The following is a 22684-nucleotide window of genomic DNA, read 5'->3' on the forward strand; positions in this document are numbered from 1 at the left end:
AGAAAGGGAGGTCAGGACAGTCACACACGGCGACGGAGGCACGGGTGATCGACAGGACCGGCCTCGCGGAGTTCCTCCGGCGCCGCAGGGAGTCGCTGCAGCCCGAGGACGTGGGCCTCCCGCGCGGACGACGCCGCAGGACGACCGGTCTGCGGCGGGAGGAAGTGGCCGCGCTGTGCCACATGTCGACCGACTACTACGCACGCCTTGAGCGTGAACGCGGGCCCCATCCGTCCGAGCAGATGATCGCCTCCATCGCGCAGGGCCTCCACCTCTCCCTCGACGAGCGCGACCACCTGTTCCTGCTCGCCGGACATACCCCGCCACCGCGCGGCGCGGACAGCGCGCACATCGGCCCCGGCCTGCTGCGCGTCCTCGACCGCCTCCACGACACCCCCGCGGAGATCGTCACCGAGCTCGGCGAGACACTGCGCCAGACCCCCCTCGGCATCGCACTCACCGGCGACCAGACCGCCTATACGGGCCCGGCCCGCAGCATCGGCTACCGCTGGTTCACCGACCCCACCACCCGGCAGCTCTACGCCCCCGAGGAGCACGCCTTCCTCACCCGCATGTTCGTCTCGGGCCTGCGCGGGGTGGCGACGCTCCGGGGGCCAGGTTCCCGCGCGGCCCACTACGCCGACCTGCTGCTCGCGCAGAGTGAGGAGTTCCGCCGGGTGTGGGACGACCACGAGGTCGGCATCCGTCCCCACGAGGTGAAGCACTTCGTCCACCCCGAGGTCGGCGCCCTGGAACTGACGTGCCAGACACTCGTCGACCCTGGCCAGTCGCACCTGCTCCTCGTCTACACGGCCGTCCCTGGCAGCGAGAGCCACGAGAAGCTGCAACTGCTGTCCGTCATAGGAGCGCAGGCGCTGCGCTGAGACGGCGGCCGCGCCTCAGCCGCCGTTCGACGCGCCGGCCGTGACGCGGGCGACGAAGTCCGCGAGTTGGGTCCGAATCCGCTCACGCTCCACGTGCTCCTGTCCGGCCAGGTGCTCGACGAGGTCGGCCCGCGTGGCGGCCAGCAGGGCGTGGGCGGTGAAGTCACCGGCCCCGCTCAGCCCCGGAATCTCCTCCAGCACGGCTTGGAGCAGGCCGTGCCACCGCTCGTAGTGCACTGCCCGGTACGGGCTGCCGCTTCCGCTTCCCTCCAGGGCCAGCGCGAGGCGCCGGTTGTCCAGCTTGAAACACAGCACGGCGTCGAGCAGGGCAAGGGCCCGCTCCTGCGGCGGGGTGTCGGGGCCGAGGGGCGACGGGCCGGATTCGACGGCCTCGGTGACCGGTTCGAGCCGCGCCTCGTACAGCGCGCGGAGCAGCCCGGACCGGTCGCCGTAGGCCCGGAAGAGCGTGCCCTTGCCGACGCCGGCCTCCGCCGCGATGTCGGCCATGGTGACGTCCTCGGGACTCGTACCCCGGGCGAACAGCGCGTCGGCGGCCGCAAGAACGGCCTCCCGGTTACGGGCGGCATCCTTGCGTGGCTTGCGCTCGGGCATGCGCTTCTTCCTCTCATTGCGAAACGGACCCACGGTCCGCTACATTGAAACCGGACCCCCGGTCCGTATTCTACGAGCTTATGAGACGGAGACACCCATGTCCGCACCGACCGCTCCGGCGGAGCTCTTCCGCCACAGCCTGAAACTGCTCCTGGACAAGAACATCGCCGACTGGGTCGGCCTGTGGGCCGAGGACGGCGTGATGGAGTTCCCCTTCGCTCCCCCGGGCTGGCCGCGGCGACTGGACGGCAGGGAGGCCGTCGCGTCGTACATGCGCCACTATCCCGACCACATCGACCTGCACGAGTTCCCCGAACTGCACATCCTCCAGACCACCGACCCGCGGACGATCGTGGTCGAGATGCGCGGCGTCGGACGCCTGGTGGAGACGGACGGCCCCTTCGACATGACCTACATCGCCGTCGTCACGGTCGAGGACGGACACATCACGTCCTACCGCGACTACTGGAACCCCCTCGCCGTCCAACAGGACGGCGCCGACTTCGCCGGGAGCGCCCGATGACCACCGCCACCGCCACCACACTGGTCATCGGCGCCACCGGCACGACCGGCAGCCGCGTCGCCGCGCACCTCACAACTGCCGGCCACCGCACCAAGACCGCCAGCCGTCGCGCGACCCCGGTCCCCGGCACGGAGCCGGTCGCCTTCGACTGGTACCGGCCCACCACCCACGACGCCGCCCTCGACGGAGTCGACCGTGTCTACCTCGTACCGCCGGTGGGCGAGCCCGACCCGGCGGCGGTCATGCTGCCGTTCCTCCATCGGGCCCGCGCCGCCGGAGTCCACCGCGCGGTGCTGCTGAGCTCCTCGGCCATCCCCGAGGGCGGACCGGCGGTCGGCGCGGTCCACCAGGAGCTGCCCAAGCTCTTCGACCACTGGGCGGTGCTACGGCCCTCCTGGTTCATGCAGAACTTCACCGGCACGCACGCCCACGCCGTGAGCATCCGCGAGGAGGGCGTCATCCGGACCGCGACCGGGAGCGGCCGGGTCGGCTTCGTCGACGCCGAGGACATCGCGGCCGTCGCCGTCCGCGCCCTGACCGACGACGCCGCGCCCGGCACCGATCTCGTACTCACCGGCCCCGAGTCCCTTGCCTACGGTGACGTCGCCGCCCTCTTCACCGAGGTCACCGGCCACCCTGTGACCCACCGTCAACTCTCCTACGAGCAGCAGCGCGACCGCCTCGCGACGGAGATCCCGGAAGAGTTCGCCGCGATGCTGGCCGCCATGGACCGAGCGATCGCCGAGGGAGCGGAGGACCGCACCACCGACACCGTCCAGCGCATCACCGGACGTCCCCCGCGCAGCTTCCGCGCGCTTCTGGAACGCGAGATGCGAGACATCAACTGACCCGCCACAATCCCGTGGCCGACGCACCACCTCTGGCGGATGATCTGCACATGCGTCCGCTGAAACACGGCTACACCAACCGCACGCTCGCCGACGGCACGGTCGTGAAGAAGTCCTACGCCGGCCCCGACGCCGCACTGAGACTGCGCCGCGAGCGCGCGCTTCTCCCCCACCTCCAGGACCAGTTGCCCGCACCTCCGGTACTCGGCGCGACCGCGACCACCCTGAAACTCGGGTTCCTGGCCGGTACCCCGGGCCAGGAACTGCTGGACGCCGGGCACGCCGCGGAGGTCATGGCGAGCTGCGGGAAGCTCCTGCGCCGCATCCAGGCACTCACGCCGCCCGTAAGGGACTTGGGCACCCGCAGAGCGGGCGAGGTCCTCGTACACGGCGACTTCGGCCCCAACAACCTGCTCCTCGACCCCGGCACCTTCGAGGCCACAGCTGTGGTCGACTGGGAGTTCGCTCACTTCGGGACTCCGGTGGAGGATCTGGCCTGGTGCGAGGAGCTCCGTCGGTTCTGCGAGCGGTGGGAGGCGGACGGGCCGGGTGCACGGCAGTGGCGGGAGCGGGCTGCCGTGACGGCCGCGTGGGACGAGTTGCCCGGCGTCCGCCCCTCCTCCTCCCATTGATGGCCGTTGAGCAACCTACGTACGAGTGGTGGAAGTCCCCACCACCACCGCGTTCGCCCCCACAATCACGGCAATCGCCAACCACGCGGCGTGGTCGAGGTGTTGGCCCAGGACGAGGAGACCGACGAGGGCCGCGAAGACCGGGTTGACGCTCATGAAGACGCCGAAGAAGCGGGCGGGGACCCGGCGCAGTGCCAGGAGGTCGGACAGGAACGGCACCGCCGAGGACAGGATGCCCGCCGCCAGGGCGCACAGGAGTGCCGTGAGGGTCGGCGGGTGCAGGTACAGGACCGTGATGCCGATCGGCAGGTAGAGCAGGCCGGAGACACCGGCCGCCGCGGCCGAGCCCTGGAGGCCGGGGAGACGGTGGCCCACGGCGCGGTTGAGCAGGACGTAGCAGCCCCAGCACATCGCTGCGACCAGGGCGAGCGTGATGCCGAGGTAGTCCGTGCTCGGCCGCGGGCGGGTGAGCACGACGACGGCCGCCGCCGCTGCCAGGGCGCAGAGCAGGTCGAGGCGGCGCCGCGTTCCGGCGAGGGCGACGGTGAGCGGGCCGAGGAATTCGAGGGTGACCGCGAGGCCCAGGCCGATCCGGTCGATGGCGACGTACAGCGTCAGGTTCATCGTGGCGAAGACCGCGGCGAGGGCGAGGACGAGGCGCCATTGCGAGGCGGTGAAGCTCCGTATGCGCGGGCGGCCCGCCGTCAACAGCACCACGGCGGCGACCCATTGGCGTACCGCCACGACGCCCGCGGGACCGAGTACGGGGAAGGCCAGGGCTCCCAGGGACGCGCCGGCCTGGTTCGACAGGCCGCTGCCGAGCATCAGCGCGACACCGGCGGAGCGGGTCGGCTGCGAGGAGGAGGGGTGGGGTGGGGTCGACATGGTGTGAGGTTCGACCCGGCCGGCGCATACGCAAAATGCATACGGTGTCGCTCGGATACGCTGGGCGTATGGATGAAGGACGTGGCCTCGCCGGGCTCGAGCTGCGGCATCTGCGCTGTCTGCTCGCGATCGTCGACACGGGCAGCTTCACCGACGCCGCGATCCAGCTCGGCGTCTCCCAGGCCTCGGTGTCCCGCACCCTGCACGCGCTGGAGACCGTGCTCGGCGTACGCCTCCTGCACCGCACGAGCCGCACCGTCACACCCACCACCACCGGCATCCGCGTCGTCCACCGCGCCCGGCAACTGCTCACCGAGGCCGAGAACCTCGTGAGCGAGGCCACCACGGGTCACACGCGGCTGCGGATCGGGCACGCCTGGGGAGCGTTCGGGCGGCACACCACCGAGTTCCAGCGCCGCTGGCACCAGCGGTGTCCCGACGTCGAGTTGCTCCTGGTGCGGCACAACAGCCCCACCGGCGGGCTCGCCGAGGGCGCCTGCGATCTGGCCGTCGTACGCCACCGGGCCGACCTGCGCAGGCGCTACGCCTCGGCGGTCGTCGGCCACGAACCCCGCTACGCCGTCATGGCCACCGACGACCCCTGGGCCGGGCGCCGCCGCATCCCCCTCGCGGACATCCGCGAACGCACCGTCGCCGTGGACCGGCGCACCGGGACGACCACCACCGACCTGTGGCCCGGCGACCCGCACGGCGACGTCGAGTACACGGCCGACGTCGACGACTGGCTCGCCGCGATCGCCACCGGCCGCTGCGTCGGGGTCACCCCGCAGGCCACCGTCGCCCAGTACCGGCGCGAGGGCGTCGTCTTCCGCCCGGTGTCGGGCGCGGATCCGGTACCGGTGCGGGTGATATGGAAGGAGCGGGACCCCCATCCCAGTACGCACGCGGCCATCGCGCTGCTCGGCGAGTTGTACGGCGGCTGACCCCGGGCGCGCCCGAGTCTCACTCCAGTCCCAAGCGCCCCAGCACCCGCCCCATCGCCTCCCGCACCGCCTCCTGCGCGCGGTCGCTGTGGTCGAGGCCCTCGAAAGCGTGCGGCGCGTCCGGTACGTCGATCACCTCGACCGGCGCGCCGCCCGCCTCTGCCGCCCGGACGAACTCGGCGACCGTCGCCGCCACCGCGGGGGCCTCGCGGCCGACCCGGACGAGGACGAACGGCGGCGTCCCCCCGCGCGCCACCACGTCCGCAGGCCGGAACCGGGGGTCGTTCACGCCCCAGTTGGGCAGCGGCGCCATGATCGGGTAGCCCGCCGCAAGGCAGCGCAGCCACGCAGGGGCCTCGCTCAGCCAGGGCGCCGTCAGCGGGCCGCCGCCGGAGAAGAACCACAGCGCGATCCGGTCCGCGTCGACCCGCGGATCGGCGCGCACCTCGGCCACCGCGGCGGCCACGTCCTCGGCCGCCGTCGGATACGCGGTGACCGCGTGCAGCCGGTGGTCGAGGGTGACGCCGACCGCGCCTCGTGATGCCGCGAGGCGGGCGTACCCGATCAGGGTCGGCCAGTCACGCGGTGTCGGTCGCGCGTCCTCCGGCACGGGCCCGCCGTGCACGATCACGACCGCCGGGCGGGGCTCCGCCGACGCGCCCTCGGGGACGTACAGGTCGATGGCACCGCGCCGTTCGCGCGGGATCTCCGGTACGTCCAGGAGGAACGGCCCGAGGTATCCGGGCTGCGCCGCTTCCTCCTCGTCCACGGCTTCGAGCCGGGTGCCTTCGTCGGCCGCCGCCCGCAGGAGCACGTCGGCGAGCTCGTCCGGGCAGGACAGCATCGGCCAGTGCCCGGTGGGCAGTTCGAAGAAGGTGACGTCCGGGCGGACGAGCGCCTTGATCGTCGGGTCGCCGAAGCTGAGCAGCATGCGGAGAGTGTCGATGGTCGCTCCGCTGTCCGCGCAGAGCACCCCTGTTGTCGGCAGGCCCTTCCCCGCGCCGGTCAGACGCAGTGGTTGCAGCAGGGTGGCGAGCGGCTGGGGCGAGGCGAGCGCGGCCAGCCGGTCCAGGGCCTCGTCCGACACACCTGCGGTGCTCCCCCACCGTCGCCACTCCTCCCGGGAACGGGAGGGGGCCGCCAGCTCTCCCCCGCCTGCCCCCTCCTCGGCGAGGCGCTCGCGCAGCTCCTGGTCGGGGACCGCGGCGAGGGCGACGGCGCCGTCCTGCACCGGTCCCGTGTCGAGGTACACGATCCGTGCGATCCGCTCGGCCCGCCGGTCCGCCGCGCCCACCGCCGGATACGCACCGTAGTCGTGTCCGACGAGGACGATGTCCTGCCCCTCTGTGATGGTGTCGACGGCCGCGACGACCCTCGCGATATGCGCTTCCAGGTCCGTGGCCGCGCCGAGGTCCACCACGTGGACCTTCGCGCCCTCGGCCGTCAGTTTCCCGGCCGTCTCCCGCCACGCGTCCGGGCCCGTGAACAGGCCAGGTACCAGCACGAACTCCGTCATCTCCACGTCCTCCATCTGTGGTTGTCGGTGGTGGGAGGTACGTTAGGAACTCCCCCTGAGGGAGGTTCAAGTGCCCGGGACAGCACCATCCGACGGACTGTGGAGCATCGGTGAGCTCGCCGAGCAGGCGGGCGCGACCGTCAAGACCGTCCGCTTCTACTCCGACAACGGTCTGCTCCCGGAGCGCGCCCGCAGCACGGGCGGGCACCGCCGGTACGGCTCCGACGCCCTGGAGCGGCTCCGGATGATCCGCTCGCTGCGCGGTCTGGGCCTGCCCGTCCCCGAGGTGCGTCGCATCGTCGACGAGCGGGCGGGGGCGGACGGGGCGCTGGAGGACGCTGTCGCGGGGCAGTTGCGCACGCTCGGCTCCCGGCTCAGCGCGCTGCGTTGGCAGGAGGCGGCGCTGCGCCTCGTTCAGGAGTGCCCGCCGCAGGAGCGGGCGGACCGGCTGCGGCTCGTCGGCGCTCTGGATACGCCGCCGAGCACGGCGCCACTGGCCAGGTTCTGGCGGGCCTGGCTGCCGCCGAGAATGCCGGTCGCGTCTCGAACGGCCTTCCTGGAGGCGACCGTTCCGGCCCCTCCCGACTCCCCGTCCCCGGCCCAGGTGCTCGCCTTCGCCCGGCTGTGCGCGCTGGTGTCACGCCCGTGTACGCCGGGAGCCGCGCCCACCCAGCCCGCCGCGCACAGCACGGTGGGCGCGCGTGAATCCGCTGTCCTGTACGCGGGGCTGGCCGAGTCGTACGACTTGGCGGCCAAGCCGATGCGGGCGGGCGGCGCCCCCGCTCCGGGCGAGGCGCTCGACTGCTTCGTCACGACGTACGCGAGTGTGACCGGGTCCCGCGACACACCGGCCTTCCGCCGCGGCCTCGCCCGGCAGCTCGCGGCCGATCCGCGCCTCGACCGGTACTGGGACCTGGTGGCGGAGCTGACCACCCCGGACGGCGCCCGCCCTGAGCCGACTCCGGGCACGGCCCACGACTGGCTCCTCGCGGCGCTGGACACGGAGCTCGCCGACGCCTGACCTCACGTCCGGTCGGGTTCGGCCTCGGCTTCGGCTCCGGCTTTGTGTGAGGGGAAGAGTGGCGAGGGTGTGTGGCCGGAGGTCGGCAGCCGGAAGGTGGGCAGGCTCGGCAGCTTGGGCTTCGACGGGCGCTTGCCACCGTCCGACGGCTGCTCCGACGGCGAGGGGCTGGGCGTGGACGAGGGGGAGCCCGACTCCTTGCCACCCTTGCCTCCGTCCCCCTTGCCTCCGTCCCCCTTCTGCTTGCCGCCTCCCTTCTCCTTGCCCTTGCCCTTGTCCGGCCTCTCGGAGGTCCCGGGCTCGCCCGGCCTGTCGCCGCTTCCCGGTGCTCCCGCCGTCGGCACCGCGCCGTCCCCGTAGACCCGCATCCAGCTCAGCACCAACTCCAGGTAGGAATCGGAGTGGTTGTACGCGAGCACCGCCCTGCGGATTCCGGCGTCCCGGGTCAGGTCGCCGCCCGCCGAGCACAGGTAGCGGCCCGCCGACAGCCACGCGTCGTCGATCTGGTGCGGGTCGCGCACGCCGTCGCCGTTGCCGTCGCTGCCCCAACGGCGCCATGTGGACGGGATGAACTGGGCGGGGCCCACGGCGTGGTCCCAGGTCCGGTCGCCGTCCCAGGCGCCGTTGTCCGAGTCATGGATGGCGGCCACGCCCGGGCTGCCGTCAAGTCGCGGGCCGAGTATGGGAGTTCGCGTACGTCCTGTCCCGTCGAGGGCGCCGCCGCGTGCGTGCCCGGACTCCACCCGGCCGATCGCCGCGAGCAGCGGCATCCGTACCCCGCACTCGGGTGACTCGGCCGCGAGGTCCTTGACCGAGGCCCGGTAGGCGGCGAGGACACGGCCGGGGATCCCGTGCGTCGTCGGGAGGGCCGGGAGCGCATTCGGGGCCTGACCGCCGTCGCGTTTCTCGCTCTTGAACGGCACCGGTCGCGTCCCAGGTATCTCCGTGGGCGTCTGCGGGTACAGCGGCGGGCTGCCGCCGCCCGCCTGCGAGCCGGGCGGCGGGGCGCTCGTGGCCGACACCGGTGCCATGTCCGCCAGCTGCCAGACCGTCGCCGTCGCCATGCCGCCCGTCGCCGCGACGGCGACCGCCCCGGTGAGGATCTGGTTCCAGAGCAGACTGCGGCGGCTCACCAGCAGAACGCCTTTCCACCGGACATCGCCGTCCACCGGCCGCCCGAACCGCGCATCCCGAAGGCGCACTTGGTGTCGTTCGAGCCCTTGCTGGTGTACGTCAGCGGGACGGTCAGGCCGTCGAGGCGCTGGCCGCGGAAGGTGCGAAGCTCCTTGATCAGTCCGGCCCGCGTGATGTCGCCCGCGCCGCGCGCCGCCTTCTCGAACACCTTCGCCGAGGCCCAGCCCTGCGCGGCCGAGGGGCCCGGCGCCTTGCCGCCGCCGTACTTGTTCCAGGCGGAGTCGAACTGGCCGAAGCCGGCCGCCGACGATCCCTTGAAGGGGAACACCGGGGTCGCCGCCAGGACGTTCTTCAGGCCCGGCTTGGAGGCGGTGGTGCCGTCGACGGTGGCGCCCGGTTGCAGGAACTGCGGGGTGAAGTTCTGCCGGCTGCACGACGAGGCGACCCGGTTCACGGTGTTGGGGTCGCCGGTGACCAGCATCAGGTCGACGTCCGCGTTGCGCGCCTGGATGCACTCGGCCGTGAAGTCTGGCTGGGTGACGGAGATCTTCGCGTTGTAGACGGGGTCGAGGCCGTGGCGCTTGGCGGCGTTCCCGCTGCCGAAGAACCGCTCGTGCACATGAGTGCAGGCGTCGGAGTCGGTGCAGAACAGGGCGCCGAGCTTCTTGCCCTTGCCGTACTTCGCGCCGATCTGGGCGAGGCCGTCGAGCGCGGAGTTGGTGCCGGGGCACTCGCTGAACAGCATTGGGCTCGCGGTCCACGCGGTGGTCGAGCAGTCGCCGCCGATGACGGGGACCTGCTTCTTCTCCACGTAGCTCTTCCAGGCGTTCATGGTCTGCGTGGTGGTGAACGAGGCGACGATCGCGACGACCTTGCGCTGCTCGATCAGCTCCTGCATCTGGCTGCGGCCCTTGGATGCGTCGGCGCCGTCGTCCATGACGAGGACCTGGACCTTGCGGCCGTCGATGCCGCCGGCCGCGTTGACGCTCGCCGCCCAGGCCTGGAGGGCGCGCGGGCCCTGGGCGAAGGCGACGCCGCCGGGTCCTGATGTCGTGCCGACACTGCCGATGACGATGGGTCCACCGCCGGACTTGCCACCTCCCGTCTTTCCGCCATCGCCTCCGCCGCCGGAGGCGGAGCCACCACCGACACTGGTTCCGGTGCCGCTGCCGGGCTCACCGTCGGTCTTCCCTTCGTCGCCCGGTGCGGGGGTGTCGGACGAGCCGTCGGCGCCGACTCCGGTGTCCGAGCCCGCGGCGTCGGTGGCGACTTTCCCGCCGCTGCCCACGGAACGTACGACGGTGTCGTGGTCGACCCGGCTGCCGCAGGCGGCGAGCACCAGGCTCAGCGCCGCCACGGCCGCCAGGGTGGCGCGTGTACGGGTTGGGGTCATGGTTCTCCTCCGGAGCAGGTACGAAGCGGGTGTGCGCGGGTCAGGCGTGGGAGCCCAGGTATTGGGCGACGAGCCGGTCGCTGTCCAACTCGCCCGGTTCTCCGGCGAATTCGATGCGGCCCCGGTTCATCAGGTAGACGTAGTCGGCCAGTTCGAGGGCGCGGGAGACGTACTGCTCGACGAGGAGCAGGGCGCGGCCGTCCTCGGCCAGCCTGCCGAGGAACTCGAAGATCTCGTCGACGACGACGGGGGCGAGGCCCATCGACACCTCGTCGAGGAGTACGTAGTCGGCGTCGGTGACATGGGCGCGGGCGAGGGCGAGCATCTGCTGCTGGCCGCCGCTGAGCGAGCCCGCGAGCTGGCCGAGTTTCTGACCGAGAATCGGGAAGGCGGTGACGGCGCGTTCGACGGCTTCGTCGATGTTGCCGCCCGCCGCCTGGATGAGGATGTTCTCCTTGACGGTCAGGGTCGGGAACACGCCGCGCCCTTCGGGGACATGGCAGACACCTGCGCGTGCCAGGGCGTGCGGACGCTTGCCCGTGAGGTCCTTGCCGTCGATGGCGAGGCGCCCGGAGGTGGGCGCGAGGAGCCCGGACGCGACGCGCAACAGGGTGGTCTTTCCGGCGCCGTTGGTGCCGAGCAGCGCCACGACGGACTTCGGCGGCAGCCACACACTCACCTCGCGCAGGACGCGGGCGCCGCCGTATCCGGCGTCGATGTCGTCGAGTTCGAGCACTACGCGGCCTCCGATCCCAGGTAGGCGGCGCGCACGGCGGGGCTCGCGCGCACCTCGGCCGGGGTGCCCTCGAAGATCATCTGGCCGAAGTCGAGTACGTAGAGGTGGTCGCAGACCGACATGACCAGACCCATGTCGTGCTCGACGAGGAGCACGCCGCAGCCGCGTTCGGCGACGACCCTGGTGACGATCGCGCCGAACTTCTCCGTCTCGGCGGTGTCGAGGCCCGAGGACGGCTCGTCGAGCAGCAGCAGTCCGAAGTCTCCTGCGAGGACGCGGCCGAGGTCGACGAGGCGGCGCTGGCCGGTGGAGAGCGAGCCGGCGATCTCGTGGCGCAGGGCGCGAAGACCGCACAGTTCGAGCACCTCCTCGGTGGCGGCCCGCACGGCCCTCGTCTCGGCGGGGGTGGCCAGGAGCTGTTTGAGGGGGTTGCCGCGGGCGAGGCCCGCCTCCCGTCCGAGCGCGATGTTCTGCTCGACCGTGAGGGAGTCGAACAGATCCATGCGCTGGAAGGTCCGCCCGAGACCGAGTTGGGCGCGAGCGGCGGGCGGCCGCCCGGTGATGTCCTTGCCGAAGAGCCGGATGTGCCCCTGGGACGGCCGCAGCAGTCCGGAGCAGGCGTTGAAGGTGGTGGTCTTCCCGGCGCCGTTGGGCCCGATGAGCCCGGTGACGCGGCCGAGCGGGGCGGCGAAGGTGACGGAGTCGACGGCGGTGTTCCCACCGAACCGGATGGTGAGGCCGCCGATCTCCAGGCCGGCGGGGGTGGTGGTGTGCGGGGCCGTGGAGACGTCGGCCCACGGGCCGGTCGGATCCGGGGGAGAGAGCGGGTCCGAGGCCGGGCCCCGGGACTGTGCGGCCGACGAGTCCACGGCCTGCGGGTTCCTCTCGGCGCCGCCGGGCGGCGGGGTCGTCTCGGCACCGCCGTCCGGGCCCGACGGTTCCCTGGCAGACGATCGTGTCGGGTCCGTCCCCGGTCCGTCCCGGCCCTGGCTATTGCTCGTGCTCATCGCGCCGTCTCCTTCCTCAGACCCGATCCGACCCGGACCCGCGCCGGTGCCGTCCGCGCGGCCCGCGACTTCCGCGCCGTCGTCAGGCGCTGCGCCGCCGGGCCAGGTGACCCGAGGCGTTCGTCGGAGCGTGAGCCGTGCGGCTCAGCGGCCGGGGGCGCTCCCGTGCCGTGGCGTTTCGATGCCCCCGCCTCGTACAGGGCGACGAGGAGCGCGCCGAAGCCGAAGACCACCGGGAGGGCCTGGGCGAAGGTGTCGTTGGTGAGGTAGGCGGGGACGACCGCGACCAGGACCGCGGCCAGGGGCGGTCCCGCCGAGCGCAGGCCCGCGCACAGGACCAGGACGGTGAGCCAGGTCAGCGAGGTGTACGAGAGGAAGGGCGCGCCCGTCGCCGAGCGGCCCTGGGAGGCGTACAGGGCGCCCGCGACGCCGGCGACGAACGCCGAGATGGTGAAGACCGTGACACGGGTGACGTTCACCCCGAGGCCGAGCGTGGAGAGCGTCGTGGGTGAGTCGGCCATCGCGCGCAGCAGCCGTCCGAGGCGGCTGCGTGCGACGAGGGCGATGAGCAGGGAGCCCGCGACGGCGAAGGCCAGCAGGACGTAGTAGAACGCTTCGTCGCCCTCGAAGAGGCCGGGGCGTGGCGCGGGCAGTGTATTGGTCTTGCCGAACATCCAGGACGTGCCGTAGATCGCCCGTTCCAGGAGCAGGCCCAACCCGAAGGTGGCCAGGGCGAGATAGAGGCCGGAGAGCCGGATCGCGGGGATCGCCACCAGCATGCCGACCGGCACGGCGACCACCCCGGCGAGGAGCACGGCGAGCAGCCACGGGAGTCCGGCGCCGACCGCGAGATGCGAGAACGTCGAGGCGCCGACGGCGACCAGCGCGGCGTGCGCCAGCGAGACCTGCCCGGAGGTGCGGACGAGGAGTTGCAGCGAGGCGAAGACCAGGACGTACACCAACGCCGAGGAGTAGACGGGGAGTTTGGACGCCGCGACGAGGGGTACGCAGCCCGCGAGCACCACCGCGACCACGGCCACGATCCGGCCGGTCGCGCGGCTCACCAGTGGTTTCGACGCGGGCGCCGGCCGGTGTCCGCCGATCTCGGCGAGCCTGCCCCGGCCGACGAGCAGCAGCACGGCGAAGAGCACCACGAACGGCATCGCGGGCGGCAGGCCGGAGAGTGTCTCGGACGTGGAGACCCACTTGGTGGCGAGGGCGGAGAGTACGCCGATGAGCAGTCCGCCCGCGTAGGTGAGGGGGAGGCTGGAGAAGAGGCCGACGGCCGCCGCCCCGTACGCCTGCACCACCAGGAGCGTCAACAGGAGGACGTCGAGGCCGAGTTGGGGGGCCAGTAGGACGCCGGACGCGGCGGCGAACCAGCAGCCGATGAGCCAGGCCCGGGTGCGTACCGCGAACGCGCTGGTGCCGGAGAGTTCCAGCAGGTCCGCGTCGTCGACGACCGCCCGCATCCGTACGCCCATCGAGGACAGCCGGAAGAACACGAAGAACCCGAGCGCCCCGGCCGCCGCCACGACCGCCGAGGTCAGCTGGTCGATGCCGACGTGTACGCCGATCACCGTGACCGTGTCGGTGGGCAGGAAGCCTGGGAAGTCGAGGGCCGAGCTGCCGTATCCGGCGATCAGCGCGCTCGTGACGACGAGTTGGAGCCCGACGGTGGCGACGACCTTCGTGGCCACCGTGGCCGCGGCGAGCGTCCGCGTGACGCGTTCCATGAGCAGCGCGATGATCGGCGGTACGACGACCACGGCGACGGCGAGCGCCACGGGCCAGGGCAGGCCCCGCAGTTCCCGGAGGTCGTAGTACACGAACGCGGAGATCGCGGCGATGGCTCCGTGCGCGAAGTTGAAGATGCCCGAGGTCTTGTAGGTGAGGACGAGGCCCATGGCGGCGAGTCCGTACACGGATCCGGTGGTGACGCCGACGACCAGGAACGGCAGCAGTTCGTTCACGGCGCACACACCCCGCACGGTTCACCCGCGCCGACCGGCGCCGGCGTCACCTCCTTGCCCGCGACCAACGGGCAGTCCGGCTGGTGCGGGCGGTCCATGCCCTCGGCGCGCACGAGGGGCAGGGCGAGCGTGTCGTCCGTGCTCCGGGTGCGACGGGTGGGCTTGGTTCGTGTGTCCTCGGCGTCGTCCGCGGGCGCGAGGGCGATCAGCTGGACGCGCCGCTCCCCCAGCGTGCGGCGTGCCCGCAGCAGCCACAGGCAGAGCCCGCCCGCGCCGACCGCGAATCCGGCGACACCGAGGTTCAGCCAGGCCGCCTGCCGCGCGGTCGACACGGTGGCGCTCGCGCCGAACCACGCGGTCACGATCAGGGCGAGCCCGGCGAGGCTGGTGCCGCAGACGGTGACGACGTCGCGGTCGCGCCAGGGCACGGTGCGTGCGTCGACGCCGTTCATCGCAGGCTCCCTTCGGGCACGGGAGCCGCGGGAGCCGGTGTCTCGTCGCCGCCAGGGGTCTCGGCGGACGGCCCGGCGCCGGGTGTCGCCCCGCCGCCCGTGCGCAGCGCCTGTTCGATCCGGTCGAGTTTGCGCCACTCGTCGCGCAGATCGGCGGAGAGCCACAGCGCGCTGGACAGGCCGAGCAGGAAGAGGCTGCCGAGCCCGGCGCTGACCACGTACGGCAGTTGTTCGGCGGGATACGGCGTGCCGCTCACCCCGCGCCAGCCGAGGACGAGGGTCACGGCGCCCGCGAGCGCGGTGAGCGCGGCGGTCAGCCGGTCCCACTGGCTGCGTATCCGGGTCACGAGGTCCATCGAGTCTTCACTCCCAACAGGCGCAGCAGGGTGCCGGCGGCGAACGTGGCCACGGCGCCGAACGCGAGCACGATGTAGAGGCCGGTGACGCCCATGTCGGTCGGATTGGTGGCGAGTTGGACGGGCCGGGTGTCCGTGGGGCGGGACGCTCCGCCGCTGTCGGGCGGCGTTTTCGGGGTGTCGGCGCCGCTTCCGGCGCCGCCGGGTGCGGGGGCGCCCGCGCCCTCGCCGCTTCCCGTCCCGGAGGGGGCCTGCGGGGCCGGGGCGGGGGGCATGTCGCCGCTGCCGGGAGGTGCCTCGACGCGGCCGGCGGTGGCGGAGGCGCGGCCGAAGACGTAGGTGACGGTGTAGACGGACCCGGACCGGGTGTCCTGCTGGCGGGCCCGCACCTCAAGTCCGGCGGACACGATGCCGTGCTTGGTGCGTTTCTCGTCCAGGTAGCGGATCTTGACGCCTGCCTTCGCGAGGGCCTGCGTCAGCGCCTCGGCCGGGTCGGATCCGCCACCGCCACCGCCGGGCAGCTTCAGTGCCTGCCCCGCGGCCTTGAGTCCGTCCGGTGTGATCTCGACGCCCTGGCCCGCGATCTCGGTGCGCCCGATGGTGAGTTCGGCTTCGCGGACGACCTTGCCGGACCGGTCGACTGCGGCGCCGGCCGAGCTGAGGATGCGGCCGATCTCCAGGACGCCGTTGACGGACCAGGGCCGGGTGTCGGCGCTCGCCTCCGCCTTGCCGGTGAGCGCGTCCGGGTCGACGGACGAGTCGGCGGTCGCCTTGGTGGAGGCCCCCGTCCCGTCCTGCCCCAGGACCGTACTGGCCTGCGCCTCGGTGGATGTCTTGGCGCTGCGCGCCCGCATGACGTGCGGGTCCTGGCCGGTCTTCGCACTGCCCTCGGACGGGTACTTGGAGGTCGCGTACAGCGGGTAGTCGGGGAATTTCTGCCCGGTCTGACTGCCGATGAGCGCGGGGGCGGAGATGACCGTCTCTCCGGGGTACGGGCTGCTCGCCCACCCCGAGGACTCGCCGACGGCGTAGTTCACACAGGACTTGGCCACCGGGATGCCCACCCCGGCGGGCGCGGACAGGAGTGTGTCGTTGCTCGCGCTGACGGTCACCTGCACGCCCTGCGCCATCGCGGTCACCGGGCAGTCCTCGCCCTCGGCCGCCTCCGGTTCGGCGGCGCCCGCCGGACCGGCCGCCGTGGGCAGCAGCACCAGAAGCGCGGCCGTGCCCGCCCCGCAGAGCGCGCGGGTCCGCCGGGGGACGGCGTGGGATCCTCGCACGGTCATCGATGCCCTTCACGTAGACATGGCCTTCTGACTCAGCCGTATTTGACAGACCGTCAGATTCGACTGACCTGCCGCACTCTGTGGGCGCGCGGCCCCACCCGGAAGGGGGCCGACGGCCGCATCCCGCTCACCGGGCCCGGCACTCCCGCTCAGTGGGACTCACCGACGGACGACCGCACCCGGGCGGGGCCTGTGAAGAAGTGAGGATTCTGTATATGCGTGGCAGGAGCCCCGCAAGGGACTCCCCCGCACCCCCGCGTACGGTCGACACTTGGCGATCCCGGTCAGCACACCCACCAGGGAGGCGACCATGACGACACCGGCGACGGTAGACACGAACACAGGAGAACCCGGCGGCCCGTCCCCCGCCCCGATCTCCATGATCGAACGCATGACGGTCATCCTCGACGCGTTCGACCCGCACACCCCGAGCCTGTCCCTGCTCGACCTCGCCGACCGCACGGGGCTCCCACGCTCGACGCTGCACCGCATCCTCGACCAGATGATCCGGCTGCGCTGGCTCACCCACTCCACCGGCGGCTACCGCCTCGGCATGCGCCCGCTGGAGCTCGGCGGGCGGGCCGCCGGGCACAGCGAGATCCGGGACATCGTCACGCCGCTGCTGCACGAGATGTGCCGGCGCACCGGACTCGCCGGGCACCTCGCCGTCCTCGACGGGCGGGAGGTGGTCTTCCTCGACAAGGCGGGCGGCCGTTCCGCCGCCCGGCTCCCCACCCGGCTCGGCGCCCGGCTGCCCGCACACACGACGGCCGTCGGCAAGGCCATCCTCGCCACCCTCGAACCCGGCCTGGTCGACTCGGCGTACCGCGGCCCGCTCCCCCAGAGCACCGCGCGCAGCCTGCGCACGGCCGCGGATCTGCGCCAGGAACTGGCCAGGGTCCGGGGGCGTGAGGGCCTGGCCGTCGACAACGAGGAGACCCTGTCGGGCATCCGCTGCATCGCCGCGCCCTTGCGCGGCTGCGGCCCGGCCACGGCGGCGCTGTCCCTGTGCGGGGACCAGCAGGCGGTCGACTTCAAGGAGCTGGCGCCGCTCGTGCACGACCTCGCGGGAGAGGCGCGGCGGGCGCTGTTCCCACGACTTGGCGGGCATCGGACGGGGTAGAGCCGGTTCGGGAACCCGCTCCCCCCAGGAGGCCGCCATGCCGGAAGCCGTCACCGGGCTCGACGCCCTGTCGTTCGAGCCGCTGACCCCCACCGCGTATCTGGACCGTGTCGCCTCGGCGCACGGCGACAGGATCGGTGTCGTCGACGGTGAACGGCGGTGGACCTACGCGGAGTTGCACGACCGCTGCACCCGTCTGGCGGGCGCTCTCGCACCGCTGGCCGACGGGCGTCCGGTGGCGGTGCTCGCGCCGAACACCCACGTACTCCTTGAGGCGCACTACGGCGTGCCGTGGGCGGGCGTTCCTCTCGTAGCGGTGAACACGCGGCTCGCGGCGGCCGAAGTGGCGTACATCCTGAGCCATTCGAAGGCGTCCGTGCTGATCCACGACCCGTCGTTCGACGTCCTGGTGGACGACGCGCTGGCCCGCCTGGACACCCCGCCCCGCCGCATCAGGGCCGGCGAGGAGTACGAGTCACTGCTGACCGGCGCCGCCCCCCTCCACCACACCCCGTCCGACGAGCGCTCCCTCCTCGCCGTCAACTACACGTCAGGCACGACGGGCCGCCCCAAGGGCGTGATGTACCACCACAGAGGCGCCTACCTGCAATCGGTCGCCATGGTCGGCCACACGGGACTCACCCCATCCGCCGTGCACCTGTGGACCCTGCCGATGTTCCACTGCAACGGCTGGTGCTTCCCCTGGGCGGTGACCGCGGCGGCGGCCACGCACGTGTGCCTGCCGAAGCTCGACCCCGCCGAGGTGTGGCGGCTGATCCGCGAGGAGGGCGTGACCCACCTCAACGGCGCGCCCACGGTCCTCTCGATGATCGCCTACGCCCCGGAGGCGGGCCCGCTGCCCGAGGGACGCACCATCCGCATGGCGACGGGCGGCGCCCCGCCCTCCCCCGCGATCCTGCGCAGGATGGGCGAGTTGGGCTTCGACGTCACGCACCTGTACGGGCTCACGGAGACGTACGGCCCCGCGATGCTGTGCGACTGGCGCCCCGAATGGGACACCCTGGACGGCGCGGCGCAGGCCCGACTCAAGGCCCGCCAGGGCGTGGGCAACATGATCTCCTGCACGGCCCGCGTGATCACCGACGACGGCACCGACGTCCCGGCCGACGGCACGACCACCGGCCAGATCGCGCTGCGCGGGAACAACGTCATGCTCGGCTACCTGGACGACCCGGCGGCGACCGCGGCCGCGGCCCCTGACGGCTGGTTCCGCACCGGCGACATCGGCGTCGTCCACCCCGACGGCTACGTGGAACTCCGCGACCGCTCCAAGGACGTCATCGTCTCGGGCGGCGAGAACATCGCGTCGGTCGAGGTCGAACAGGCCATCATGGACCACCCCGCGGTCCTGGAAGCGGCGGTGATCGCGGTCCCCGACGAACGCTGGGGCGAGGTCCCGGCCGCGTACGTCACCCTCCGGGACGGCGCCTCGGCGACCGCCGCGGACATCATCGACCACGTCCGCACCCACCTCGCCCGCTTCAAGGCCCCGAAGTCGGTGACCTTCGCCGACCTCCCCAAGACCTCGACCGGGAAGATCCAGAAGTACGTACTGCGGGAGAAGGCATGGGCAGGCACTGCGCGGCACATCAATTGACCGGCCTCTCGGAGGACGAGCCGCGGTGGTCTAACCTCGCCCCGTGATCGGCAATCGGATACGTGAGCTGCGCAAGGCCCACAAGATGACCGTGCGGGAGCTGGCGGCGGCGGCCGGTGTGTCGACCGGGCTGGTCAGCCAGGTCGAGCGCGGGCTCACCGACCCCAGCCTGGAGACGCTGCGCCGGCTCTCCGCCGCGCTCGGGCTTCCGCTGTTCGACCTGTTCCGGCAGGACGAGGCGGAGGAGGTCGCGGTGGTGCGGCGGGAGCGCCGGATCCAGGTGCGCTCGCCCCAGGGCGGGATCGAGTACACGCGGGTGTCGGCCGGGTCGGCGCGGCTCGAAGTCCTGGAAGGCACGCTGGAGCCGGGCGGAGCGTCCTCCGACGCGCGCTACAGCCATCCGTCCGAGGAGTGCGTGCTGCTGCTGACCGGCAGCCTGGTCGTCGAAGCGGGCGACGAACGCTACGAGTTGGGACCGGGCGACAGCTGTACGTTCGACTCCCGCGTCCCGCATCGCTACGTGAACGAGGGCGGCGAGACCGCGCGGTTCCTGGTGAGCGTGACGCCGCCGAGCCGGTGACCGCTGCTCACAAGTACCCGTGCCCGCGCACCCATTGACGCGGCCCGCACTGGACTGGTTCGATCACCCGCACTGAACACGTTCACCGGGATTGAATGCGAGTCGCCCCCGTGCCGATCGACACACTGGACACACCCGAACGCTTCCGCGCCCGGTTCCCCTCCCTCAAGGACACGGTCCACCTGGCCAGTTGCAGCCAGGGAGCGGCGTCCGAGCACGTACTCACCGCGCTCCAGGAATTCCAGTGGTCCATGCGCAGCCACGGCGCTCCATGGGGCGAGTGGATGGTGCAGGTCGACGCCGCGCGGTCCGCGTTCGCCGCACACATCGGTGCCTCCACGGACGAGATCGCGGTGGTGAGCTGCGCCTCCGAAGGGGCGTACCAGGTGGCGTCCACGCTGGACTGGTCGCGCCGCCCCGGGCTCGTCACGACGGACATGGAGTTTCCGTCCATCGCGCATGTGTGGCTGGCGCAGGGCGGCCGGGGCGCGCAGGTGCGGCACGTTGCGGACGAGGACGGGATCGTCCCCGCCGCCGGATACACGTCCGCGATCGACGCCACCACGAACCTCGTCTCCATCCCCCTGGTGTCGTACCGCAACGGCGTCCGGCTGCCGGTGACCGAAACCGTCCGCGCGGCGCGCGCCGCAGGGGCCCGCGTCTTCATCGACGCATATCAGGGCCTCGGCGTACTCCCCGTCGACGTAAGGGAGTTGGACTGCGACTACCTCGTGTGCGGCGCGCTGAAATATCTGCTGGGAGTCCCCGGCATCGCCTTCCTGTACGTGCGGGGCGGCGTGCGCGACGAGGTGGCGCCGCAGCTCACCGGATGGTTCGGGCGGGTCGATCCCTTCGGTTTCGATCCCCGTACGCTCGACTTCCCCGACACCGCGCGGCGCTTCGAGACCGGCACGCCGTCGATCCCCTCCGCGTACGCCGCCGCGGCCGGGCTCCGCACACTCGCGGAGGTCGACGCCAAGAACGTCGAGGCGCACATCCGCGAACTCACCGCGTACGCACACCAGCGCCTCACCGAAGCCGGCGAGACCCTGGCCTCGCCTGCGGACCCCGAACTGCGCGGACCGCAGGTGGCGATCACCGACCCCGCCCCGGACACGCTGGCCGCCGCGCTCGCCGAGCGCCGCATCGTCACCAGTCCGCGCGGCACCCTGCTCCGCGTCTCGTTCCACTACTACAACACCCTCTCCGACGTCGACGCGCTGATCGCCGCGCTCGGCGAGGTACGCGCCAAGTAGCAGCACCTCCAGGAACACCGCACCCACCACGGAGCGAGTGACATGCCCGACGACCCGCGCACCGACTCGGTGCCACCGCAAGACCACGGCCTGAAACGGTCCCTGACCGGGCGTCAGCTCAGCATGATGGGGCTTGGCGGCGCCATCGGCACCGGCCTGTTCCTCGGTTCGAGTCTCGCCATCTCGGCCGCGGGCCCGGCCACCGTGATCGCCTACGTGGTGTGTGCGCTGATCGCCCTGGTGATCGGCTGGGCGCTCGCCGAGATGACGTCCGTGCACCCGGCGGCCGGCTCCTTCGGCAGCATCGCGCGGAGCTATCTGAGCCCGCTCGCGGGCTTCGTGATCCGCTGGACGTACTGGACGATCCAGGTGATCGCGATCGGCGGCGAGGTGATCGCGGCCGGCATCTATATCCGCTTCTGGTGGCCCCAACTCCCGCTCTGGCTCCCCGTGGTGGCGTTCTCGCTCCTGCTCCTCGCGGCGAACGCGCTGAGCGTCGGGGTGTTCGGCCGCCTGGAGTACTGGTTCTCCACCATCAAGATCACCGCGATCGGCGTCTTCGTCCTGCTCGGCTGCGCGTACGTGTTCCTCGGCCTGCCAGGACACCCCGCGGTCGGCACCTCGAACCTCTCCGGCCATGGCGGACTACTCCCGCACGGCATGAGCGGCCTCGCCACCGCCTTCGTCTTCGTCATCTTCAGCTACATCGGCACCGAGATCATCGCGGTGACCGCGGCCGAGTCCGAGAACCCGGTACGGGACATCCCCCGTGCGGCCCGGCGGATGGTCGTCCGCCTCGCGCTGTTCTACGTCCTGGCCATGGCGATCGTCGTCACCGTCGTGCCGTGGACGCGCACGGCGAAGGGCGGCGACGTCACGGCGAGCCCCTTCGTCCAGCTCTTCGACGTCGCGGGCATCCCGGCGGCGGCCGGCATCATGAACTTCGTCGTCCTCACCGCGGCCCTCTCCAGCGCGAACGCCAACACCTACCTGGCCACCCGCATGATCCACTCCCTGGCGGTGGACCGGCACGCGCCGCGCCTGTTCGCACGGGTCAGCGCGCACGGCGTCCCGCACCGCGCGCTCGCCGTCTCCGGCATCGGCCTGGCGGCGGCCGCGCTCCTCTCGGTCCACTCGGAGGACACGGCGTACATCCTGCTCTTCGGCATCTCGGTGTTCGGCGCGCTGGTGGTGTGGATCCTCATCCTGGCCACGCACCTGGCCTTCCGCCGCCATCGCACCCGGCACGGCCTGCCCGCCTCACCGGCCCGGCTGCGCGGCGCGCCCTTCACCACCGTCGCGGCGGCCCTCGCCCTGGCGGCGATCCTGGTCTCCACCGTGTTCATCGAGGGCCTGGACGACTCCTGGAAGGCGGGCCTGCCGTTCTTCGCGGTGCTGGTGGTGGTGTACCGGTTCGGGGCCCGGCGGTACGAGACGGCGGGGACCCTGCCGGACAGTACGGCGGTGCGGGGAGCGGTCCCGGCCGCTCGCGAACCGGGTGAACACGCCGGCGAGCCGGATCACTCCAGGTAGTGGGCACGCCCGTCGTCGTCCATGTCCACGGACCCTTCGGGCAGGATGCAGAACTCGTTGCCCTCCGGGTCCGCCATCACCAGGAACCCGCCCTCGTCGTACTCTTCGAGCCGCCGCCCGCCGAGGGCCTCGACCCGCTGCTGCTCGGCGGCCAGATCGGGCGAGGTCAGGTCGACGTGCATACGGTCCTTGCCGGGCGTGGGGTGCGGATTCCGCTGGAACCCGAACACCAGGCCGCCCTCCCGGCGCAGCCAGACGTACGGGCCCGGCCGGCTCTCGATCGGCCGCCCGAGCACCTCGGACCAGAACGCGGCGAGCCGCTCGGGGTCCTCGGCGTCGACGACGAGGGCGGTGATCTGCATGGGTGTTCCG

At 72.3% G+C, this 22684-nt stretch carries 23 protein-coding genes; 11 read left to right on the forward strand and 12 right to left on the reverse strand.

Annotation, left to right across the window (positions count from 1 at the left end; genetic code table 11):
- The first annotated feature begins 44 nt into the window (after positions 1 to 44).
- A complete protein-coding gene (locus ACFYWS_RS01555; RefSeq protein WP_389268310.1) occupies positions 45 to 884 on the forward strand; it encodes a helix-turn-helix transcriptional regulator in 840 nt (279 codons plus the stop codon).
- 15 nt (positions 885 to 899) lie between these two features.
- Here ACFYWS_RS01555 and ACFYWS_RS01560 read toward each other — a convergent pair whose 3' ends face one another.
- Positions 900 to 1496 carry a TetR/AcrR family transcriptional regulator gene (locus ACFYWS_RS01560; protein WP_389268312.1) on the reverse strand — a complete coding sequence of 199 codons (597 nt, stop codon included), beginning with the start codon at positions 1494 to 1496 and terminating at the stop codon, positions 900 to 902.
- A gap of 97 nt (positions 1497 to 1593) precedes the next feature.
- Here ACFYWS_RS01560 and ACFYWS_RS01565 point away from each other — a divergent pair, with 97 nt between their 5' ends.
- From ACFYWS_RS01565 to ACFYWS_RS01575, 3 genes are read left to right on the forward strand one after another with little or no spacing between them, the layout of a single operon-like run.
- On the forward strand, positions 1594 to 2019 hold the full coding sequence (locus ACFYWS_RS01565; RefSeq protein WP_389268314.1) for a nuclear transport factor 2 family protein: 426 nt from the start codon (positions 1594 to 1596) through the stop codon (positions 2017 to 2019).
- Positions 2016 to 2867, forward strand: coding sequence for an NAD(P)H-binding protein (locus ACFYWS_RS01570; RefSeq protein WP_389268316.1), 852 nt, complete (start codon positions 2016 to 2018; stop codon positions 2865 to 2867). Before ACFYWS_RS01565 ends, ACFYWS_RS01570 begins: the two co-directional genes overlap by 4 nt.
- 50 nt (positions 2868 to 2917) lie before the next feature.
- Positions 2918 to 3499, forward strand: coding sequence for a phosphotransferase family protein (locus tag ACFYWS_RS01575; RefSeq protein ID WP_389268318.1), 582 nt, complete (start codon positions 2918 to 2920; stop codon positions 3497 to 3499).
- Between the two features lie 15 nt (positions 3500 to 3514).
- Here ACFYWS_RS01575 and ACFYWS_RS01580 read toward each other — a convergent pair whose 3' ends face one another.
- Positions 3515 to 4384, reverse strand: a complete 870-nt coding sequence (locus ACFYWS_RS01580; protein ID WP_389268320.1) for a DMT family transporter — start codon at positions 4382 to 4384, stop codon at positions 3515 to 3517.
- Between the two features lie 68 nt (positions 4385 to 4452).
- Here ACFYWS_RS01580 and ACFYWS_RS01585 point away from each other — a divergent pair, with 68 nt between their 5' ends.
- Entirely contained in the window at positions 4453 to 5328 is an 876-nt protein-coding gene (locus ACFYWS_RS01585; protein WP_389268322.1) for a LysR family transcriptional regulator, read from the forward strand.
- Positions 5329 to 5347: 19 nt separating this feature from the next.
- On the opposite strand, the gene ACFYWS_RS01590 is transcribed toward ACFYWS_RS01585, so the two are convergent.
- Positions 5348 to 6844, reverse strand: coding sequence for an alpha/beta fold hydrolase (locus tag ACFYWS_RS01590; protein WP_389268324.1), 1497 nt, complete (start codon positions 6842 to 6844; stop codon positions 5348 to 5350).
- 70 nt (positions 6845 to 6914) lie between these two features.
- Here ACFYWS_RS01590 and ACFYWS_RS01595 point away from each other — a divergent pair, with 70 nt between their 5' ends.
- Positions 6915 to 7865 (forward strand): MerR family transcriptional regulator, encoded by a 951-nt coding sequence (locus ACFYWS_RS01595; protein WP_389268326.1) that lies wholly within the window; start codon positions 6915 to 6917, stop codon positions 7863 to 7865.
- Between the two features lie 2 nt (positions 7866 to 7867).
- On the opposite strand, the gene ACFYWS_RS01600 is transcribed toward ACFYWS_RS01595, so the two are convergent.
- The 8 genes from ACFYWS_RS01600 to ACFYWS_RS01635 are packed head-to-tail and all read right to left on the reverse strand — an operon-like array spanning position 7868 to position 16202.
- Entirely contained in the window at positions 7868 to 8998 is a 1131-nt protein-coding gene (locus tag ACFYWS_RS01600) for a lytic transglycosylase domain-containing protein (RefSeq protein ID WP_389268328.1), read from the reverse strand.
- The gene (locus ACFYWS_RS01605) at positions 8995 to 10392 is read right to left on the reverse strand and encodes an ABC transporter substrate-binding protein (RefSeq protein WP_389268330.1); all 1398 of its coding nucleotides are present in this window, start codon (positions 10390 to 10392) and stop codon (positions 8995 to 8997) included. Before ACFYWS_RS01605 ends, ACFYWS_RS01600 begins: the two co-directional genes overlap by 4 nt.
- A 40-nt stretch (positions 10393 to 10432) precedes the next feature.
- Positions 10433 to 11128 carry an ABC transporter ATP-binding protein gene (locus ACFYWS_RS01610; RefSeq protein WP_389268332.1) on the reverse strand — a complete coding sequence of 232 codons (696 nt, stop codon included), beginning with the start codon at positions 11126 to 11128 and terminating at the stop codon, positions 10433 to 10435.
- Positions 11128 to 12135 (reverse strand): ATP-binding cassette domain-containing protein, encoded by a 1008-nt coding sequence (locus tag ACFYWS_RS01615; protein ID WP_389268334.1) that lies wholly within the window; start codon positions 12133 to 12135, stop codon positions 11128 to 11130. The genes ACFYWS_RS01610 and ACFYWS_RS01615 overlap by 1 nt, the downstream gene beginning before the upstream one ends.
- The gene (locus tag ACFYWS_RS01620; RefSeq protein WP_389268336.1) at positions 12132 to 14108 is read right to left on the reverse strand and encodes a hypothetical protein; all 1977 of its coding nucleotides are present in this window, start codon (positions 14106 to 14108) and stop codon (positions 12132 to 12134) included. Before ACFYWS_RS01620 ends, ACFYWS_RS01615 begins: the two co-directional genes overlap by 4 nt.
- Positions 14105 to 14560, reverse strand: coding sequence for a hypothetical protein (locus ACFYWS_RS01625; RefSeq protein WP_389268338.1), 456 nt, complete (start codon positions 14558 to 14560; stop codon positions 14105 to 14107). Before ACFYWS_RS01625 ends, ACFYWS_RS01620 begins: the two co-directional genes overlap by 4 nt.
- Entirely contained in the window at positions 14557 to 14916 is a 360-nt protein-coding gene (locus ACFYWS_RS01630; RefSeq protein ID WP_389268340.1) for a hypothetical protein, read from the reverse strand. The genes ACFYWS_RS01625 and ACFYWS_RS01630 overlap by 4 nt, the downstream gene beginning before the upstream one ends.
- Positions 14904 to 16202 carry a hypothetical protein gene (locus tag ACFYWS_RS01635; RefSeq protein ID WP_389268342.1) on the reverse strand — a complete coding sequence of 433 codons (1299 nt, stop codon included), beginning with the start codon at positions 16200 to 16202 and terminating at the stop codon, positions 14904 to 14906. Before ACFYWS_RS01635 ends, ACFYWS_RS01630 begins: the two co-directional genes overlap by 13 nt.
- A 310-nt stretch (positions 16203 to 16512) precedes the next feature.
- On the opposite strand from ACFYWS_RS01635, the gene ACFYWS_RS01640 reads away from it, so the two are divergent.
- From ACFYWS_RS01640 to ACFYWS_RS01660, 5 genes are all read left to right on the forward strand, one after another.
- Entirely contained in the window at positions 16513 to 17325 is an 813-nt protein-coding gene (locus tag ACFYWS_RS01640) for an IclR family transcriptional regulator (RefSeq protein ID WP_389268344.1), read from the forward strand.
- Between the two features lie 37 nt (positions 17326 to 17362).
- Complete coding sequence (locus ACFYWS_RS01645; protein ID WP_389268346.1) at positions 17363 to 18943, forward strand: AMP-binding protein; 1581 nt, start codon at positions 17363 to 17365, stop codon at positions 18941 to 18943.
- 43 nt (positions 18944 to 18986) lie between these two features.
- Positions 18987 to 19523 carry a helix-turn-helix domain-containing protein gene (locus tag ACFYWS_RS01650; RefSeq protein ID WP_389268348.1) on the forward strand — a complete coding sequence of 179 codons (537 nt, stop codon included), beginning with the start codon at positions 18987 to 18989 and terminating at the stop codon, positions 19521 to 19523.
- A 110-nt stretch (positions 19524 to 19633) separates the two neighbouring features.
- The gene (locus ACFYWS_RS01655; RefSeq protein WP_389268350.1) at positions 19634 to 20779 is read left to right on the forward strand and encodes an aminotransferase class V-fold PLP-dependent enzyme; all 1146 of its coding nucleotides are present in this window, start codon (positions 19634 to 19636) and stop codon (positions 20777 to 20779) included.
- A gap of 42 nt (positions 20780 to 20821) precedes the next feature.
- Positions 20822 to 22312: an amino acid permease gene (locus tag ACFYWS_RS01660; protein ID WP_389268352.1), complete on the forward strand. Its 1491-nt coding sequence runs from the start codon at positions 20822 to 20824 to the stop codon at positions 22310 to 22312.
- Here ACFYWS_RS01660 and ACFYWS_RS01665 read toward each other — a convergent pair.
- Positions 22300 to 22674 carry a VOC family protein gene (locus tag ACFYWS_RS01665; protein WP_389269441.1) on the reverse strand — a complete coding sequence of 125 codons (375 nt, stop codon included), beginning with the start codon at positions 22672 to 22674 and terminating at the stop codon, positions 22300 to 22302. The two genes, ACFYWS_RS01660 and ACFYWS_RS01665, sit on opposite strands and share 13 nt — an antisense overlap.
- Positions 22675 to 22684 lie beyond the last annotated feature (10 nt).

It is taken from the genome of Streptomyces sp. NPDC002795, assembly GCF_042888725.1.
Taxonomy (GTDB): Bacteria; Actinomycetota; Actinomycetes; order Streptomycetales; family Streptomycetaceae; genus Streptomyces.